Genomic DNA, 16,022 nt, shown 5'->3' with positions numbered 1-16,022 from the left:
CACCGCCGCCTGTCTGACCTCAGAGCGGCAGGTGACGGTGCAGAAAGCCGCCGCAGAGCACATCCAGCCAGAGCAGCTGGTGCAGGGCGACGATGGCGAAGAACACCAGCCGAAAGCTCAGCTTGACGGTCTTGTGGCGAAAGCGCTGCTGGGCGATCAGGGCGCCCGGCCAGCCGCCGAGCAATTCGCCCAGGTGCAGCATGCGCTCCGGCACGCGCCAACCCTTGTCGCGGGCGCGCTGCTTGTCGTGCTTGTAGAGCAGGTAGGTGGTCACGCTGGCCACCAGATAGAGCGGCATCGGCCAGAGCACCCCGCGGCCGAAGGCCAGCGACAGCATACCCAGCAGGGGCAGGATGAAGACGGCGATCTGTAGCAGCGCCAGCATGTCCTGGCGGGCGATGGCGGCGCGCTGCTGATAGGGCGTCAGCGGCGCTGCCCGCTTGGCGGCCTTGGGGGAAGCATTCTGCGTAGACGCACGAGCCGGCTTACGCCGGCTCTGCTGTTCCTTCTCGGGTTTCACCCGGCCGCCTTGGCCGCGTGCCAGTCGATCCAGCCGAATTGCCAGGTGGCCAGGATCAGCAGTCCGAAGACGATGCGGTACCAGCCGAAGACTTCGTAGCTGTGGTTGCCGATGAACTTCAGCAGGGCCTTGACCGCCAGCATGGCGAAAAGGAAGGAGGTGACGAAGCCGACTCCGAACACCAGGACGTCGCTGGCGGTGAACAGGTGACGGTACTTGTACACGGAGTAGACCGTCGCCCCGACCATGGTCGGCATGGCCAGGAAGAAGGAGAACTCGGTGGCCGCCTTGCGCGACAGGCCGAACAGCAGGCCGCCGATGATGGTGGAACCGGAACGCGAGGTGCCCGGGATCATCGCCAGGCACTGGGCGCAGCCGACCTTGAGGGCGTCATGCCAGCGCATGTCGTCCACCTCTTCCACGCGGATGCGATGGGTACGCTTTTCCGCCCAGATCATGATCACGCCGCCGATCACCAGGGCGAAGGCCACGGTGATGGGGTTGAACAGGTATTCGTGGATCAGGTCACCCAGGATCACGCCCAGGACCGCGGCGGGCAGGAAGGCGATGATCAGGTTGCCGGTGAAACGCTGTGCATAGGACTTGCGCGGCAGATCGGTGACGATCTCGAAGACCTTGAAGCGGTATTCCCAGACCACGGCCAGGATGGCCGCCAGCTGGATAATGATATTGAAGGCGATGGCCCTTTCCCCACCGAAGCCGATCAGATCGGCAACGACGATCTGGTGGCCGGTGCTGGAAATGGGCAGAAACTCGGTGATGCCCTCGACGATCCCCAGAATAAGCGCCTGCAAGGCACTCCATAGGTCCATGGTATTACTCCATCCAAGTGAAACATTTGCAGGTAGCCGGAGCTGCAGGCTCCGGCGGCAACGGGGTTCGAACCGTGACGCTCCGCAGGGCATGGCCCTTCGCGGTACCCAAGACAGCACGTGCTGAAGTCAGCGCCCGGCACCTTACCAGAGCGAGACCGGTTGAAGAGACCGATAGACGGCCATTAGGTGCCGTACAATGACGAATTCAATCTTTCCGGATGTGAAGCATGTCGTTTCTGGAGTCGCTCACCACCCTGCTGGGCATGTCGCCCGTGGAGCTGCTGGCCGCCGTTCTCGGGGTGATCGCCGTCTGGCTGACGGTGCGCCAGAACATCTGGGCCTGGCCCATCGGCCTGGTTATGGTGGTGCTCTACGCCTGGATCTTCCTGGACGTGAAGCTCTATTCGGACATGCTGTTGCAGTGCATCTATGCGGTGCTGCAACTTTATGGCTGGTGGCAATGGCTCAGGGGCGGCCAGCAGCACCAGGGCCGCGAGGTCACTTCACTGGCGGCGAAACCCCTGCTGGCCGGTCTGGCCGTTGGTGCCCTGGGCAGCCTGGCCCTCGGCTATCTCATGGGTACCCATACCGACGCCGCCCTGCCCTGGCTGGACGCCGCGCTCACCGGCTTCAGTCTGGTCGCCCAGTTCTGGATGGCGCAGAAGCGCCTGCAGTGCTGGGTGCTGTGGTTCGTGCTGGACGTCATCTATGTGGGCCTCTTCTATTACAAGGGCCTCTACCCCACCGCGATCCTCTATGCGGTCTTTGTCGGCCTGGCGGCCTATGGCTGGCTCGACTGGCGTCGCGCCCTGGCGACCGCGCGATGAAGGTGGTGGTACTGACCGGCCCCGAATCGAGTGGCAAGTCCTGGCTGACGCAGGTGCTGAGCGAAAGGTTCGGCGGTATGCGGGTCGACGAGTACGTCCGCGAATACTGCGAGCGGCACGGTACCGACACCACCCTGGCGGATGTGGAGCTCATCGCCCGCGAGCAAGTGCGTCGGGAAGACCAGGCGCGCGCCGCCGCGCCGCCCCTGCTGCTGCTGGACACCCATCTGCTGAGCAATCTGCTGTGGAGTCGGCTGCTGTTCGGCACCGCGCCCGCCTGGCTGGAGCCGGCGCTGCTGGCCCGCCGCTACGATCTGCACCTGCTGCTCGACCCCCGCGACGTCGTCTGGCAGGACGACGGTCAGCGCTGCCAGCCGGAGCTGACCGAGCGGCTGGCGTTCTTCGCCCATTGTCGAGACTGGCTGCAGGCCCACGGCCAGCCGCTGCTGGAAATCGCCGGCGACTGGCCCGAGCGGCAAAGGGCCGCGCTGGCCGCGGTGAGCCGATTGCTGCACGAGGCCTGACCCGCCGGTAGAATGACGTCCTACACCGGAGAACGCCATGCACGACGACGACGCCTCTTTCGCCGACTTCACCCGCGGGATCCGTCCGCTCAAGCAGGATCGCGCCGACACCGGCAAACCGCGCGCCGACCTGGGCCAGGTCGCCCAGCGCCGTGCCGATGCGACCAGGACCACGACCGCTACCCGGGTCGATGGCCTGAGCGATGCCTTCGTCATCGATGTGGGCGCCGAGGACGAACTCTACTGGGGTCGCGACGGTGTCCAGGACACCCAGCTGCGCCGCCTCAAGGGCGGCCAGATCCCCTTCGAGGGCAGCCTGGACCTGCACGGCATGACCGTGGAGAAGGCCCGGGAAACCCTCTGGGACTTTCTCGCCGAGGCCACCCGCCTGGAAATCCGCTGCGTGCGCATCACCCATGGCAAGGCCGCGCGCCTGGACGGGCGCCGTCCGCTGATCAAGAGCCACGTCAACACCTGGCTGCGCCAGCATCCCCAGGTGCTGGGCTTCACCTCCTGCCTGCCCCGCCACGGCGGTACCGGCTCGCTTTATGTCTTGCTCAAGCGCACCATGCTCGAAGGTCGCGACGAGTGACTCCGCGACTCGGGTGACGTCTCATCCGAGCGCCAACCTCCTTATCGACAAACAGGAACCCAAATGTCTCTCGAACAGCACTACTCCTCGATCCTGACCGGACTCGGCGAAGACATCGGCCGGGAGGGGCTGGTGGACACGCCCAAGCGCGCGGCCAAGGCCATGCAGTACCTCTGCCGTGGCTACAACCAGACGCTGGAAGAGGTGGTGGGCGAGGCGCTCTTCACTTCCGACAACAGCGAGATGGTGCTGGTCAAGAACATCGAGCTGTACTCCCTGTGCGAGCACCACATGCTGCCCTTCATCGGCAAGGCCCATGTCGCTTACATGCCCAAGGGCAAGGTGCTCGGCCTGTCCAAGGTGGCGCGTATCGTCGACATGTTCGCCCGTCGGCTGCAGATCCAGGAAAACATGACCCGGCAGATCGCCGAGGCCATCGAACAGGTTACCGGTGCCGCCGGGGTCGCGGTGGTCATCGAGGCGCAGCACATGTGCATGATGATGCGCGGCGTGGAAAAGCAGAATTCCTCCATGGTCACCTCGGTGATGCTCGGCCAGTTCCGCGCCAGCGACGCCACCCGCGCCGAATTCCTCAGCCTGATCAATCGCTGAGTCGGCTGCGACGTCCGCCATCCTGGAGGGTCGAAGTCTCGAACCTCCAGGAGACCTGCCCGCCATGCCGGACGTCCACAGCCTCACCCTGCTCAGGGCCCAGCCCGAACGCTCCCAGGCGTTAGGCGCCCATCTGCTCGATCTCGCCGCCGTGGCGGTGACCGATGCAGGCTGCCTGGACTACCGGGTGTTCCAGGGCAGCGAGGATGGCGACCTCTGGGTGATCCAGGCCCGCTGGGCCTCGGTCGCCGCCCAGGACGACCACTTCAACCAGCCCCATACCCTCGCCTTCCTCGACGAGTTGCCCAAGCTGGCGGACGAGGTGGATCTGTATCCGCTGGAGCCGAAAGGGCCGACGGCTGAGCTTTGACGAGAGGCTGCCAAGGTTGCGCTAAATCGCGGGTTGTCTTGAGACGGCTCCGTCGTCGAAGCCCAACGAGATAGGCGCCGCGGAGGCAACATCCGTTGAGCTTCGCTGCTCTCAACCCAACCTACGACTTGAGTGATCTGCTACGGCCAAGGTGATCTGCCGATGCGACCCGTCCTGCAAAGGCACCACCGTCGTAGGGTGGACAACGGCGCAGCCTTGTCCGCGAACAGGCACCTCGGGAGGTGCCGGCAGAACGCTGAGGTCAGGTTCGACGCTGTTATCGCGGCCATGGGCCGCTCCTACAGGTATCCGGTGCGCCTGTAGGAGCGGCCCATGGCCGCGATCGAGGGGCCACTCAATACTCCGACAGCGCAAAGCTCGTCAGGGCGAAGGTGGGGATGCCGGCGGCTTCCAGGCGCTTGGAGCCGCCCAGTTCGGGCAGGTCGACGATGGCGGCGGCCTCGTGGACCTCGGCGCCCAGGCGGCGGATCAGGTTGCCAGCGGCGACCAGGGTGCCGCCGGTGGCGATGAGGTCGTCGACCAGCAGCACCGAATCACCGGCGCCGACGCTGTCCTTGTGCACCTCGATCACGGAGTCGCCGTATTCGGTGCTGTAGACCTCGGTCAGCAACTCGGCCGGCAGCTTGCCCTGCTTGCGGAACAGCACCAGCGGCTTGCCCAGTTCATAGGCCAGGATCGGGCCGATGAGGAATCCGCGGGCATCCAGCGCCCCGACATGGGTGAAGGACGCCGAACGATAGCGCTCCAGCAACTCCGCCATGACGGCACGCAGGCCTTCGGGCGACTGGAACAGCGGCGTGATGTCCCGAAAGATCACCCCCGGCTTGGGAAAATCGGGCACGGCGCGGATGAGGGATTTCAGGGCGGATTCGGAAAAGGGCATGGCAGAGACTCTTGGGCGCCGGGCGCCTGGTTGAACACGATTGCACAGTATACCGGGGGCTACAGGGCCAGGGCCAACCTGCCGTCCCCTGGCGCTGAATCGATTCATGTAGTGACTTCCGTTGACAGCTACCAACGAAGCGGACATTCTCGCTTTCGCGCAAACGTTTGCGCGACCACAAGAACCATAAGAATTCGGAGATTCCCCTATGCTGGCCTTTCGCCCTGCCCGCCTGCTGGCGGCTATCGCTCTCACCTCCGCTTCGCTGATCCTGCCGCTCGCCGCCAGTCATGCCACGGCCGCCGAAAAGCCCAAGGTCGCGCTGGTCATGAAGTCCCTGGCCAACGAATTCTTCCTGACCATGGAAGACGGCGCCAAGACCTACCAGAAAGACCATTCCGCCGATTTCGACCTGATCTCCAACGGGATCAAGGACGAGACCGACACCTCCAGCCAGATCCGTATCGTCGAGCAGATGATCGTGTCCAAGGTCGACGCCCTGGTCATCGCTCCGGCCGACTCCAAGGCGCTGGTTCCGGTACTGAAGAAGGCCAGCGACGCCGGCATCAAGGTGGTCAACATCGACAATCGCCTGGATCCCGAGGTGCTCAAGTCCAAGTCCCTGGACATCCCCTTCGTCGGGCCCGACAACCGCAAGGGCGCGCGCCTGGTGGGCGAGTACCTGGCCAAGCAGCTCAAGCAGGGTGACCAGGTCGGCATCATCGAGGGCGTCTCCACCACCACCAACGCCCAGCAGCGCACCGCAGGCTTCAAGGACGCCATGGAAGCGGCCGGCATGAAGATCGTCGGCGTGCAATCCGGCAACTGGGAAATCGACAAGGGCAACGCCGTCGCCGCGGCCATGCTCAACGAATACCCTGACCTGAAGGCCCTGCTGGCCGGCAACGACAGCATGGCGCTGGGCGCCGTCTCCGCCGTGCGCGCGGCCGGCAAGAAAGGCCAGGTGCAGATCGTCGGCTACGACAACATCAAGGCCATCCACCCGATGCTCAAGGACGGTCGCGTCCTCGCTACCGCCGACCAGTTCGCTGCCAAGCAGGCCGTGTTCGGGATCGAAGCCGCGCTCAAGCTGGTCAAGGGCGAGCCCACCGGTGCCAAGGACGGCGTGATCGAGACCCCGGTCGAACTCGTCACCCAGCCCTGATCCGAGGAGAGCCCCCATGTCGTCCGAGGTCATCCTCAGCGCCCGTGGCATCGGCAAGACCTATGCACAGCCGGTACTCGGCGGCGTGGACCTGGAATTGCGCGCCGGCCAGGTGCTGGCGCTCACTGGAGAAAACGGCGCCGGCAAGAGCACCCTGTCCAAGATCCTCTGTGGCCTGGTGCAACCCACCACCGGCGAGCTGAGCTTTCTCGGCCGACCCTATGCCCCGGGCAGCCGCCGCGAGGCGGAAGCCCAGGGGGTGCGGATGGTCATGCAGGAGCTCAATCTGCTGCCCACCCTCACCGTGGCGGAAAATCTCTTTCTCGACCGCCTGCCCCGGCGGCTGGGCTGGATCGACCGCCGCCAGCTGCGCGAACAGGCGCGGCTGGCCATGGCCCAGGTCGGCCTGGAGTCCATCGATCCGGATACCCCCATCGCCGAACTGGGCGTGGGTCACCAGCAGATGGTGGAAATCGCCCGCAACCTGATCGGCGATTGCCGGGTGCTGATCCTCGACGAACCCACCGCCATGCTCACCTCGCGCGAGGTGGAGCTGCTGTTCGAGCAGATCGAGCGGCTGCGTGCCCGGGGCGTGGCCCTGGTCTACATCTCCCATCGCCTGGAAGAACTCAAGCGCATCGCCCAGCAACTGATGGTGCTGCGCGATGGCCGCCTGGTGGCCGATGCGCCCATGGCGGAGTACGCCACCGACCAGATCGTCAGCCTCATGGTCGGCCGCGATCTCGGCGAGCACCTGGACATGGGCGAGCGCCGGTTCGGGCCGCCGCTGCTGGAGGTCAAGGGCCTGTCGCGCGCCGACAAGGTCCAGGACGTCTCCTTCAGCGTCCGCGCCGGGGAGATCTATGGCATCTCCGGGCTGATCGGCGCCGGACGGACCGAATTGCTGCGGCTGATCTTCGGTGCCGATCGCGCCGACTCCGGCGCGGTTCACCTGGCCGGCAAACCGGTCGACCTGGCCTCGCCGGCCAAGGTGGTACGCCAGGGCATCGCCCTGATCACCGAGGACCGCAAGGGCGAAGGCCTGCTGCTCAGCCAGCCCATCAGCGCCAACCTGGCCCTGGGCAACATGGCCAAGGTTGCCCAGCAGGGCCTGGTCAGCAGCGCCCGTGAAGCCGCCCTGGCCGAGCGTCATATCAAGGGCATGCGCATCCGCTGCAACGACGGCAGCCAGCCCGTGGGCGAACTTTCCGGGGGCAACCAGCAGAAGGTGGTCATCGGCCGCTGGCTCGAACGCGACTGCCAGGTGCTGCTGTTCGACGAACCCACGCGCGGCATCGACGTCGGCGCCAAGTTCGAGATCTATGGCCTGCTGGCCGAACTCACCCGCCAGGGCAAGGCCCTGGTCGTGGTCTCCAGCGATCTGCGCGAGCTGATGCTGATCTGCGATCGCATCGGCGTGATCTCCGCCGGCCGCCTGGAAGCCACCTTCGAACGCCATGACTGGGATCAGGAGCGGCTGCTGGCCGCCGCCTTCGCCGGCTATCGCTCCCGCGAAGCCCTGCTGGAAGAACCTGTCCCGCCGCAACCCCTTTCTCAGGAAGCCATTCGATGAGCAGTCTTCCCGTCACCTCCTCCCGGCGCGCCTTCGGCCTGGGCCTGGGCACCTACGTCGGCCTGGCCGCTGCCCTGCTGGCCATGATCGTGCTGTTCTCCCTGATGAGCAGTCACTTTCTCTCCTATGCCACCTTCACCACCCTGGCCAACCAGATCCCCGATCTGATGGTGCTGGCGACCGGGATGACCTTCATCCTGATCATCGGCGGCATCGACCTCTCGGTGGGTTCGGTAGTGGCCCTGGCCGCCGCCGTGGTCAGCGTCGCCACCCTGGAATGGGGCTGGGGCATCCTGCCCGCCGCGGCCCTGGGCATGCTCTGCGCCGCCCTGACCGGCACCCTCACCGGCAGCGTGACCGTGGCCTGGCGCATCCCTTCCTTCATCGTCTCCCTGGGCGTGCTGGAAATGGCCCGGGGCGCCGCCTACCAGCTGACCGATTCGCGCACCGCCTACATCGGCGATGCCTATGCCTGGCTGTCGACGCCCTTCGCCTTCGGCATCTCGCCCTCCTTCGTCATCGCCCTGCTGGTGATCGTGGTCGCCCAGTTGCTGCTGACCCGCTCGGTGCTCGGGCGCTACCTGATCGCCATCGGCACCAACGAGGAAGCGGTGCGCCTGGCCGGGATCAATCCCAAGCCCTATAAGGTCATCGTCTTCGCCCTCATGGGCCTGCTGGCGGGCCTCGCCGCGCTGTTCCAGATATCCCGCCTGGAAGCCGCCGATCCCAATGCCGGCGTCGGCCTGGAGCTGCAGGTGATCGCCGCCGTGGTGATCGGCGGGACCAGCCTCATGGGCGGTCGCGGCTCGGTCATCAGCACCTTCTTCGGCGTACTGATCATCTCGGTGCTGGCCGCGGGCCTGGCCCAGATCGGCGCCAGCGAGCCGACCAAGCGCATCATCACCGGCGCGGTCATCGTGGTCGCCGTGATCCTCGACACCTACCGTAGCCAGCGCGCCAAGAGCAAGGGCTGATGGCGACCATCAAGGATGTCGCCGCCCGCGCCGGCATCTCCTACACCACCGTCTCCCATGTGGTGAACAACAGCCGCCCGGTCAGTCCGGGCGTGCGGGAAAAGGTCGAGGCGGCCATCGCCGAACTGGGCTACGTGCCCAGCGGCGTGGCGCGCTCCCTGCGCAGTCGCGCCACCGGCACCTTCGGCGTGCTGGTGCCCAATGCGGTCAACCCCTACTTCGCCGAGCTGGCGCGGGGGATCGAGGATCACTGCGAACGCCAGGGCTACAGCGTCATCCTCTGCAATTCCGATGACGACGCCGACAAGCAGCTGCGCTATCTGCGGGTGCTCAAGGAGCGCCGGATCGACGGCCTGGTGGTCGCCACCGTGGATGGCGATCCGCGCTTCGCCCGCGCCCTCGCCGGCCTGCGCATCCCGCTGGTGCTGGCCGACCGGCCGCTGGATGGCGTCCAGGCCGCGCATATCCGCATCGATCACCACCAGGGTGGCCTGCTCGCCACCCGCCACCTGCTGCAACTCGGTCATCGGCGCATCGCCTGCATCGGCGGCCCGGCCGACTCTCCCGTCGCCAGCGAGCGCATCACCGGCTACCAGCAGGCCCTGGCGGAGGCCGGTATCGCCCCTGGCGCCATCCAGCGCTGCTCCTTCACCGCCGCCGCCGGTCATGCCGCAGCCCGCGAATTGCTGGCCCGGGCGGAGCGCCCCACCGCGATCTTCGCCGGCAACGACACCATCGCCCTGGGCGTGCTGCGCGCCGCCGCCGAACGGGGCCTGAGCGTCCCCGGCCAGCTGTCCGTAGTGGGCTTCGACGACATCGAACTCAGTCGCTATCTCTACCCGGCCCTGACCACCATCGGCCAGTCGATCCGTGACCTCGGCGAACGCGCCGCCCAGCTGCTGCTGGCGCGCCGCGAGACGGTCGGCAGCCCTTCCACCCACGACATCGCCGTACCCCGGCTGGTGCTGCGCGAATCCACCGCGGCGCCCTCTGCTCTGGAGACCTCCCATGCACCCTGACGTCGTCGTCATCGGCAGCCTGAACATGGACCTGGTGGTGCGCACCCCGCGCCTGCCCAAGGGCGGCGAGACCCTCGCCGGCCATACCTTCACCACCGCACCCGGCGGCAAGGGCGCCAACCAGGCCGTGGCGGCCGCGCGCCTGGGCGCCCGGGTCGCCATGATCGGCTGCGTCGGCGCCGATCCCTATGGCGACTTCCTCACCCGCAGCCTGCTCCAGGAAGGCATCGACTGCCAGGGCGTCTCGGTGGCGGCCGAGGTGCCCACCGGCATCGCCTCCATCCTGGTGGACGACCAGGGCCAGAACGCCATCGTCATCGTCGCCGGTGGCAACGGCGAACTGTCCGCCGCTCATCTGCAGGCCCAGGAATCCGTGCTGGACCAGGCCAAGCTGGTGATCGCCCAGCTGGAGGTCCCGCTGGCTACCGTGGGCGCCGCCCTCGCCCGCGCCCATGCGCTGGGCAAGACGGTGATCCTCAATCCGGCGCCGGCCACCGGACCGCTGCCGGCCGAGTGGTACGCCCATATCGACTACCTGGTGCCCAACGAAAGCGAAGCCAGCCTGCTGACAGGCCTGCCGGTGGACACGCTGGAGCAGGCCGAAGCCGCTGCGCGCCAACTGGTCGCCGCCGGCGCCCGGCAGGTGCTGCTGACCCTGGGCGGCCAGGGCCTGCTGCAGGTCTCCGCCGACGGCTGCCAGCACCACCCGGCCACGCCGGTCAAGGCGGTGGACACCACGGCCGCCGGAGACACCTTCCTGGGTGGCTTCGCCGCCGGCCTGGCGGAGGGTCTGAGCGTCTCGGCGGCCATCGCCCTCGGCCAGCAGGCCGCCGCCATCGCCGTCACCCGTCCGGGCGCCCAGCCCTCCATCCCCAGCCGCCAGGAGCTCGCCCGGTGAAGAAGACCGCTCTGCTCAACATCGCCCTGTCCCAGGCCGTCGCCAGTCTCGGCCACGGCGACCTGGTGGTCATCGGTGACGCCGGCATGCCGGTGCCGCCGGGCACGCCCCTGGTCGATCTGGCCGTGACCCCGGGCGTACCGGATTTCCTCAGTGTGCTGCAGGCGCTGATCAGCGAGATGCAGGTGGAAAGTCACCTGCTCGCCGAGGAAACCCTCGAGGTCCAGCCCCCGGCCCTGGCCGAACTGGAGCGCCTGAACGCCGACGGCGCCCTGGGCAGCCGCCGCCTGGTTTCCCATGACGAGATGAAGACCCTGTGTCGCCAGGCGCGGGTGCAGATCCGTACCGGCGAGTGCCAGCCCTACACCAACCTGATCCTGGTGGCCGGCGTCACCTTCTAGCCGGCGGCCCTGCCCAGCAGCTGCCGGGTCGCCTGCAGGTCCAGCGGCCGGGCGAACAGATAGCCCTGGGCATGGCGGGCGCCCATGTCCTTGAGCAGTTGCAGTGCCTGGGCGTCCTCGACGCCCTCGGCGACCACATCCAGGCCCAGCGACTCGGCCATGCGCACGATGGCGCGGACGATGGCGACACTGCGCGTGCTGTCGCCCAGACGCAGCACAAAGGATTTGTCGATCTTGAGGCCGCGAAAGCGGTATTCGTGGACATAGCCCAGCGACGAGAAGCCCGCGCCAAAATCGTCCAGCACCACCGAGACCCCGTGGCGATCCAGGGCCTCCATGGCCGCCTTGGCACGCTCGGGCTCGGCGACCAGGGCCCCTTCGGTCAATTCCAGGCAGATCCGTGACGGCGCCACACCGTACGCGGCGAGGATGCTCAGCACCTCGTCGGCGAATTCCGGCTGCACGATGCTGTAGCTGGAGCAGTTGACGTGCACCACCGGCCAATGAGCCTGGGCGGGCTCGGCCAGGGTGGCGGCGATGCGCGTCAGCATGTAGGTATCCAGCCGTCCGATCAGGCGCAGGCCTTCCAGCTCGGGGAGAAAGGCCCCCGGCGCCAGCACGCTGCCATCGGGCTGTCGCCAGCGGATCAGCGCCTCCAGCGCCGCCACGCGACCGGTGCCGACCTCGATGATCGGCTGGAAGAAGGGCTCCAGTTCGTTGCCGTTCTTCAGCGCCTTGCGCAGCGCGCCTTCGCGCACCACCTGGTCGGACACCACCTGGCGCAGTTCCTGGTTGAACACCGCGAAGTTGTCGCGGCCGCCCTGCTTGACCCGGTACATGGCCGTGTCGGCATCGCGCAGCAGGTCATCCGGCTGGCGATGCAGACTGGGATCGGCCACCACGATGCCGATGCTGCAGGAGGCGAACAGACTGTGGTCGTCGATCACCAGTGGGCGATCGAAGGCGTCGATGATGCGCTGGGCAATGGCCACCGGTGAATCGAGGCCGCCACCGGGCACCAGGATGGCGAATTCGTCACCCCCCAGCCGCGCCAGCAGGTCGGTCTCCCGCAGGCAGCCAGACAGCCGCTCCCCCGCCGCCACCAGCAGCAGATCGCCGAAGGGATGGCCGAACTGGTCGTTGATGCGCTTGAACCTGTCCAGGTCGAGAAACATCACCGCCAGACCGGCGCCGTCGCGCTCCAGCGCCGTCCAGAGTTCGCCCAGGCGCTGCTGCAAGAAGCTGCGATTGGGCAGCCGGGTAAGGGCATCGTGATTGTTCTCGTACAGCAGTCGGGCATTGGCCGCATCCAGGGCCCGGGTGCGCTCCTGCACCCTGACCTCCAGGGCCTGGCGCGACTGCTGGATGGCTTCCGCAGCGCTGCGCCGGGACAAGGCGGTATCGATGTGGCGCGAGACGAAGGTCAGCAGCTCCTGGTCGCGCTGGCTGTAACGGACATCCTCGCGATAGCTCTGCACCGCCAGTACGCCGCGGACCTGCTTGCCGTCATAGAGCGGGATACCCAGCCAGGAACAGGCTTCCGGGGTACCCTCGACCGGGGTGATCTCGCCGCGCTCGATGAGCAGGCGGGCCTTGTGCCGATCAATGATGCAGGGTCGCCGTTGGCGGATGGTGTATTCGGTATAGCCGCGGCTGCCGCGCCGGGCGACGGGGGCCGCGGTACGGCGCTCATCGGCGAAATAGGGAAAGCTCACCTCGCCCGAGGCGTCGTCGTAGAGGGCGATGTAGAAGTTGTGGGCATAGAGCAACTCGCCGACGACGCGGTGCAGCCCCCCCAGCAATTCCGGCATGTCGGTGCTGGCGCTGGACAGCTCGGCGATGCGGAACAGCGCCGCCTGCAGCTGCTCGGCGCGTTCGCGCTCGGCGATCTGCTCGCGCAGCCGGGCGTTGACCTCCGACAGCTCCTGGGTGCGCTGGCCCACGGTGGCTTCCAGATCCTCTCGCCGGAGGATGCGGTCCAGGGCCATGGCGACGTCGCGGGCGATGACCTGGAACAGCGCCTGGTCCTCGGGGCCGTAACGGCGCTCGCGGTCGTAGACCTGCAGGCTGAGCACGCCGAAGGTGCGATCGGCGCCATCCTTGAGCGGGATGCCCATCCAGAATTCGGGCACGCTGCCCTGGCAGTAATAGGGTCCGTTGGCCTGGGCGGCCTCCATGGCCTCCTTGGGCAGCAGCAGCGGCTCGCCGTGCATGAGCACAAAGGCGGTCAGGCTCGGCTGCTCCCTGTCCAGCGGCTCGAAGGAACCCGGCGCTGGCGGGCTCTCGTCGCGCTGATCGAAGTAATAGGGATAGTGGATCCGATCGGCGTCGGGATCGAGCAATGCCAGGCAGAGGTTCTCCGCATCGATCAGGGTCACCAGCAACTCATGGGTGCGCTGCATGAACAGCTGGCGATCCAGGGTCGAACTGGCCAGGTAGGTGATGTCGTAGAGCACCTGCTGGATGGCCTGGGCCCGCTGCAACTGCAAGCGCTGCAGCACGAAGCCGAATCTCAGGGCCAGGGCGGCGAAATCGGTATGGCCATCGGGACGGGCGAGCAACCAGCCCAGCGGGGTCGGGCCACTGCCGGTGGGATAGCAGCGGAGCGAGGCCTGGGCGGACAGCTGCGCCAGCTCCTCGTCCTCGAGCAATTCCGGCCAGCCACCGGCGTCATTTCCGGTGGCCATGCAAGACCAGTGGCCACGGCGCTGGTACCAGGCCCAGTCAGCGCCCGCAGCCGACGCCCGCAGTTGCGCGATGATCTCGTCCGGCTCCAGCCCCGGCACGTTCGGATCCGGCCAGCGTGCCTCCGGCGACCTGACCGGGCCTACGCCTGGCAGCTGTTCCTCAGCCCCTTTCATGCTGACTCCTTCCCATGCATTCGCCGGATCCTGACACAGATGTCCCTGGCTTCGGCAAGTACGGAATGAACGGTTTGCTCGAGGGGGTGAACGGCAAAGATATGACTAAAGACGCTATTTGGCTAATACAAGAGTTGTACAGCCGACAGGCGCCCGTCCAACAACTCGGCGTTCCAGACAATCCCCTGCCGCTGGGCTTGTAAAACAAAAAGCCCAGGGCTTCCCCATCGATCCGAAAGGCCACCATGAGCCGAATCTCTGGCTAGGCCAGGGCCACTAATAAGCAGACAGAACGCAATCTGGCGGGGCGCTGCAGCCCGTTGTCGCCACTCTCCACGAGCAGGAGTTTTCCATGACCGCTTCCAAGCAAGACAACCTCATCGACTGGCTGCGCGATGCCCATGCCATGGAGGAACAGGCCGAGAAGATGCTCTCCGCCCAGGCCGCGCGCCTGGAGCACTATCCGCAGTTGCGCCAGCGTATCGAGCAGCACATCCGCGAGACCCAGGAACAGCGGCAGGTGATCGAAGGCTGCCTGAGCCGTCACGGCAGCAGCCCCTCGACCCTCAAGGACATGGGCGGCAAGTTGATGGCGCTGGGCCAGGCCATCGGCGGCGCACCCATGAGCGATGAGGTCATCAAGGGGGCCATCGCCGGCTATGTCTTCGAGAACATCGAAATCGCCACCTACACCACGCTGATCGCGGCCGCTGCCGAGATCGGCGACAGCGAAACGCAGCAGGCCTGCGAACGCATCCTCGAACAGGAGAAGGCCATGGCGGCCTGGCTGCTGGAAGACCTGCCCGCCACCACCCGCGCCTTCCTGGAACGCTCCGCCGACCCCGATCTGACCGCGAAGCGCTGAAACGCCCGAGTTATACCGTGACTAGCCCCTGGAGGTTACATGTTCGTCCATAACAAGCGACTGCAATACACCGTGCGCGTGTCCGAACCCAATCCCGGTCTCGCCAACCTGATGCTGGAGCAATTCGGCGGTCCCCAAGGCGAACTCGCCGCCGCCATGCGCTACTTCACCCAGGCGATAGCCGAGCTCGACCCGGGCCGCAAGGACATGCTGTTCGACATCGCCACCGAAGAACTCAGCCACCTGGAAATCATCGGTTCGATGATCGCCATGCTGAACAAGGGCGCCAAGGGCGACCTGGCGGAAAAAACCCAGGAAGAAGCGGACATGTACCGCTCCCTGACCGGTGCCGGCAATGACTCCCACCTCACTCAGATCCTCTACGGTGGCGGCCCGCAACTGATCAACTCGGGCGGGGTGCCCTGGACCGCGGCCTACATCGACACCGTCGGCGAGCCGACCATCGACCTGCGATCCAACATCGCCGCCGAGGCCCGGGCCAAGATCGTTTACGAGCGCCTGATCAACGTCACCGACGATGCCGGCATCAAGGACACCCTGAGCTTTCTGATGACCCGCGAGATCGCGCACCAGAAGTCCTTCGAGAACGCGCTGCACTCCATCCAGCCCAATTTCCCCCAGGGCAAGATGCCACCGCGGCCGGAATTCGCCAGCGTCTACTACAACATGTCGCAAGGCGAAGGCGATATGCGCGGTCCCTGGAACCAGGGTCAGGACTGGGAGTTCGTGGAACAGCCCAGCCCCGCCGTGGACGGCGGCGACGGCCTGGCCAGCGTCAAGCTGCCGCCGATGCAGGCCAAGGCGGTCGAACAGCTCGCGACCCGCACCATGTCGGATCCGAATGCTGCACCGGTAACGGGTGCCGATCTGGGCGCCGGCCTGGCCAAGCAACTCGACAAGAACCGTCTGGAAGAGTGATGTCTAGGCGACGGCGCCCATCGGGCGTCGTCGCCCTCCCCTCGGCCCGATGACCTTTCGTCGGCCCGCTTGCGCGCGCTGCGCTTCCGCACGAACCTGGCCAATTGCCATCGGTCCTACTGCCGTCATCGTAGTAGGGAAA

General features: G+C 66.6%; 17 protein-coding genes. 13 read left to right on the top strand and 4 right to left on the bottom strand.

Annotated elements, in window-relative coordinates; genetic code table 11:
- Window positions 1-19: 19 nt before the first annotated feature.
- A complete protein-coding gene (locus PSEK12I1_RS0116195; RefSeq protein WP_027602228.1) occupies window positions 20-520 on the bottom strand; it encodes a DUF1294 domain-containing protein in 501 nt (166 codons plus the stop codon).
- Window positions 517-1,353 (bottom strand): undecaprenyl-diphosphate phosphatase, encoded by an 837-nt coding sequence (locus PSEK12I1_RS0116190; RefSeq protein ID WP_027599468.1) that lies wholly within the window; start codon window positions 1,351-1,353, stop codon window positions 517-519. The genes PSEK12I1_RS0116195 and PSEK12I1_RS0116190 overlap by 4 nt, the downstream gene beginning before the upstream one ends.
- A gap of 266 nt (window positions 1,354-1,619) precedes the next feature.
- Here PSEK12I1_RS0116190 and pnuC point away from each other — a divergent pair, with 266 nt between their 5' ends.
- The 5 genes from pnuC to PSEK12I1_RS0116165 all read left to right on the top strand — a co-directional run bounded on the left by pnuC (window position 1,620) and on the right by PSEK12I1_RS0116165 (window position 4,281).
- Window positions 1,620-2,183: a nicotinamide riboside transporter PnuC gene (pnuC, locus tag PSEK12I1_RS0116185; protein WP_027602227.1), complete on the top strand. Its 564-nt coding sequence runs from the start codon at window positions 1,620-1,622 to the stop codon at window positions 2,181-2,183.
- Window positions 2,180-2,707 carry an AAA family ATPase gene (locus tag PSEK12I1_RS0116180; RefSeq protein ID WP_027602226.1) on the top strand — a complete coding sequence of 176 codons (528 nt, stop codon included), beginning with the start codon at window positions 2,180-2,182 and terminating at the stop codon, window positions 2,705-2,707. The genes pnuC and PSEK12I1_RS0116180 overlap by 4 nt, the downstream gene beginning before the upstream one ends.
- 37 nt (window positions 2,708-2,744) lie before the next feature.
- On the top strand, window positions 2,745-3,299 hold the full coding sequence (locus PSEK12I1_RS0116175) for a Smr/MutS family protein (protein WP_027602225.1): 555 nt from the start codon (window positions 2,745-2,747) through the stop codon (window positions 3,297-3,299).
- Between the two features lie 63 nt (window positions 3,300-3,362).
- Window positions 3,363-3,911, top strand: coding sequence for a GTP cyclohydrolase I FolE (folE, locus tag PSEK12I1_RS0116170; protein WP_027599472.1), 549 nt, complete (start codon window positions 3,363-3,365; stop codon window positions 3,909-3,911).
- A gap of 64 nt (window positions 3,912-3,975) precedes the next feature.
- Window positions 3,976-4,281, top strand: coding sequence for a putative quinol monooxygenase (locus tag PSEK12I1_RS0116165; protein ID WP_007158438.1), 306 nt, complete (start codon window positions 3,976-3,978; stop codon window positions 4,279-4,281).
- Between the two features lie 355 nt (window positions 4,282-4,636).
- On the opposite strand, the gene PSEK12I1_RS0116155 is transcribed toward PSEK12I1_RS0116165, so the two are convergent.
- Window positions 4,637-5,185 (bottom strand): adenine phosphoribosyltransferase, encoded by a 549-nt coding sequence (locus tag PSEK12I1_RS0116155; RefSeq protein WP_027602224.1) that lies wholly within the window; start codon window positions 5,183-5,185, stop codon window positions 4,637-4,639.
- 208 nt (window positions 5,186-5,393) lie between these two features.
- On the opposite strand from PSEK12I1_RS0116155, the gene PSEK12I1_RS0116150 reads away from it, so the two are divergent.
- The 6 genes from PSEK12I1_RS0116150 to rbsD are packed head-to-tail and all read left to right on the top strand — an operon-like array spanning window position 5,394 to window position 11,215.
- On the top strand, window positions 5,394-6,350 hold the full coding sequence (locus PSEK12I1_RS0116150) for a sugar ABC transporter substrate-binding protein (protein ID WP_007158440.1): 957 nt from the start codon (window positions 5,394-5,396) through the stop codon (window positions 6,348-6,350).
- A 16-nt stretch (window positions 6,351-6,366) separates the two neighbouring features.
- The gene (locus PSEK12I1_RS0116145; protein WP_027602223.1) at window positions 6,367-7,923 is read left to right on the top strand and encodes a sugar ABC transporter ATP-binding protein; all 1,557 of its coding nucleotides are present in this window, start codon (window positions 6,367-6,369) and stop codon (window positions 7,921-7,923) included.
- Window positions 7,920-8,897, top strand: a complete 978-nt coding sequence (locus tag PSEK12I1_RS0116140) for an ABC transporter permease (RefSeq protein ID WP_007158442.1) — start codon at window positions 7,920-7,922, stop codon at window positions 8,895-8,897. Before PSEK12I1_RS0116145 ends, PSEK12I1_RS0116140 begins: the two co-directional genes overlap by 4 nt.
- Window positions 8,897-9,916, top strand: coding sequence for a LacI family DNA-binding transcriptional regulator (locus PSEK12I1_RS0116135; protein ID WP_027599476.1), 1,020 nt, complete (start codon window positions 8,897-8,899; stop codon window positions 9,914-9,916). Before PSEK12I1_RS0116140 ends, PSEK12I1_RS0116135 begins: the two co-directional genes overlap by 1 nt.
- Window positions 9,906-10,814 (top strand): ribokinase, encoded by a 909-nt coding sequence (gene rbsK / locus PSEK12I1_RS0116130; protein ID WP_027602222.1) that lies wholly within the window; start codon window positions 9,906-9,908, stop codon window positions 10,812-10,814. The genes PSEK12I1_RS0116135 and rbsK overlap by 11 nt, the downstream gene beginning before the upstream one ends.
- Window positions 10,811-11,215 carry a D-ribose pyranase gene (gene rbsD, locus PSEK12I1_RS0116125; protein WP_027602221.1) on the top strand — a complete coding sequence of 135 codons (405 nt, stop codon included), beginning with the start codon at window positions 10,811-10,813 and terminating at the stop codon, window positions 11,213-11,215. Before rbsK ends, rbsD begins: the two co-directional genes overlap by 4 nt.
- Here rbsD and PSEK12I1_RS0116120 read toward each other — a convergent pair.
- Entirely contained in the window at window positions 11,212-14,076 is a 2,865-nt protein-coding gene (locus PSEK12I1_RS0116120; protein ID WP_027602220.1) for an EAL domain-containing protein, read from the bottom strand. The two genes, rbsD and PSEK12I1_RS0116120, sit on opposite strands and share 4 nt — an antisense overlap.
- A gap of 352 nt (window positions 14,077-14,428) precedes the next feature.
- Between PSEK12I1_RS0116120 and PSEK12I1_RS0116115 the strand changes: the two genes are divergently transcribed.
- Both PSEK12I1_RS0116115 and PSEK12I1_RS0116110 read left to right on the top strand, forming a co-directional pair.
- Window positions 14,429-14,941 (top strand): ferritin-like domain-containing protein, encoded by a 513-nt coding sequence (locus PSEK12I1_RS0116115; RefSeq protein WP_007158447.1) that lies wholly within the window; start codon window positions 14,429-14,431, stop codon window positions 14,939-14,941.
- Between the two features lie 39 nt (window positions 14,942-14,980).
- Window positions 14,981-15,880 (top strand): manganese catalase family protein, encoded by a 900-nt coding sequence (locus tag PSEK12I1_RS0116110; protein WP_007158448.1) that lies wholly within the window; start codon window positions 14,981-14,983, stop codon window positions 15,878-15,880.
- Window positions 15,881-16,022 lie beyond the last annotated feature (142 nt).

Origin of the sequence: Pseudomonas sp. MOIL14HWK12:I1, assembly GCF_000510705.1 — a bacterium.
GTDB classification, from domain to species: Bacteria; Pseudomonadota; Gammaproteobacteria; order Pseudomonadales; family Pseudomonadaceae; genus Chryseomonas; species Chryseomonas oryzihabitans.
This window is presented reverse-complemented; position numbering and strand designations above follow the sequence as displayed.

Coding starts and splice junctions, on each gene's coding strand:
- PSEK12I1_RS0116190 (WP_027599468.1), bottom strand. CDS start 1,353: ATGGACCTATGGAGTGCCTTGCAGGCGCTTATTCTGGGGATCGTCGAG.
- pnuC (WP_027602227.1), top strand. CDS start 1,620: ATGTCGCCCGTGGAGCTGCTGGCCGCCGTTCTCGGGGTGATCGCCGTC.
- PSEK12I1_RS0116180 (WP_027602226.1), top strand. CDS start 2,180: ATGAAGGTGGTGGTACTGACCGGCCCCGAATCGAGTGGCAAGTCCTGG.
- PSEK12I1_RS0116175 (WP_027602225.1), top strand. CDS start 2,745: ATGCACGACGACGACGCCTCTTTCGCCGACTTCACCCGCGGGATCCGT.
- folE (WP_027599472.1), top strand. CDS start 3,363: ATGTCTCTCGAACAGCACTACTCCTCGATCCTGACCGGACTCGGCGAA.
- PSEK12I1_RS0116165 (WP_007158438.1), top strand. CDS start 3,976: ATGCCGGACGTCCACAGCCTCACCCTGCTCAGGGCCCAGCCCGAACGC.
- PSEK12I1_RS0116155 (WP_027602224.1), bottom strand. CDS start 5,185: ATGCCCTTTTCCGAATCCGCCCTGAAATCCCTCATCCGCGCCGTGCCC.
- PSEK12I1_RS0116150 (WP_007158440.1), top strand. CDS start 5,394: ATGCTGGCCTTTCGCCCTGCCCGCCTGCTGGCGGCTATCGCTCTCACC.
- PSEK12I1_RS0116145 (WP_027602223.1), top strand. CDS start 6,367: ATGTCGTCCGAGGTCATCCTCAGCGCCCGTGGCATCGGCAAGACCTAT.
- PSEK12I1_RS0116140 (WP_007158442.1), top strand. CDS start 7,920: ATGAGCAGTCTTCCCGTCACCTCCTCCCGGCGCGCCTTCGGCCTGGGC.
- PSEK12I1_RS0116135 (WP_027599476.1), top strand. CDS start 8,897: ATGGCGACCATCAAGGATGTCGCCGCCCGCGCCGGCATCTCCTACACC.
- rbsK (WP_027602222.1), top strand. CDS start 9,906: ATGCACCCTGACGTCGTCGTCATCGGCAGCCTGAACATGGACCTGGTG.
- PSEK12I1_RS0116120 (WP_027602220.1), bottom strand. CDS start 14,076: ATGAAAGGGGCTGAGGAACAGCTGCCAGGCGTAGGCCCGGTCAGGTCG.
- PSEK12I1_RS0116115 (WP_007158447.1), top strand. CDS start 14,429: ATGACCGCTTCCAAGCAAGACAACCTCATCGACTGGCTGCGCGATGCC.
- PSEK12I1_RS0116110 (WP_007158448.1), top strand. CDS start 14,981: ATGTTCGTCCATAACAAGCGACTGCAATACACCGTGCGCGTGTCCGAA.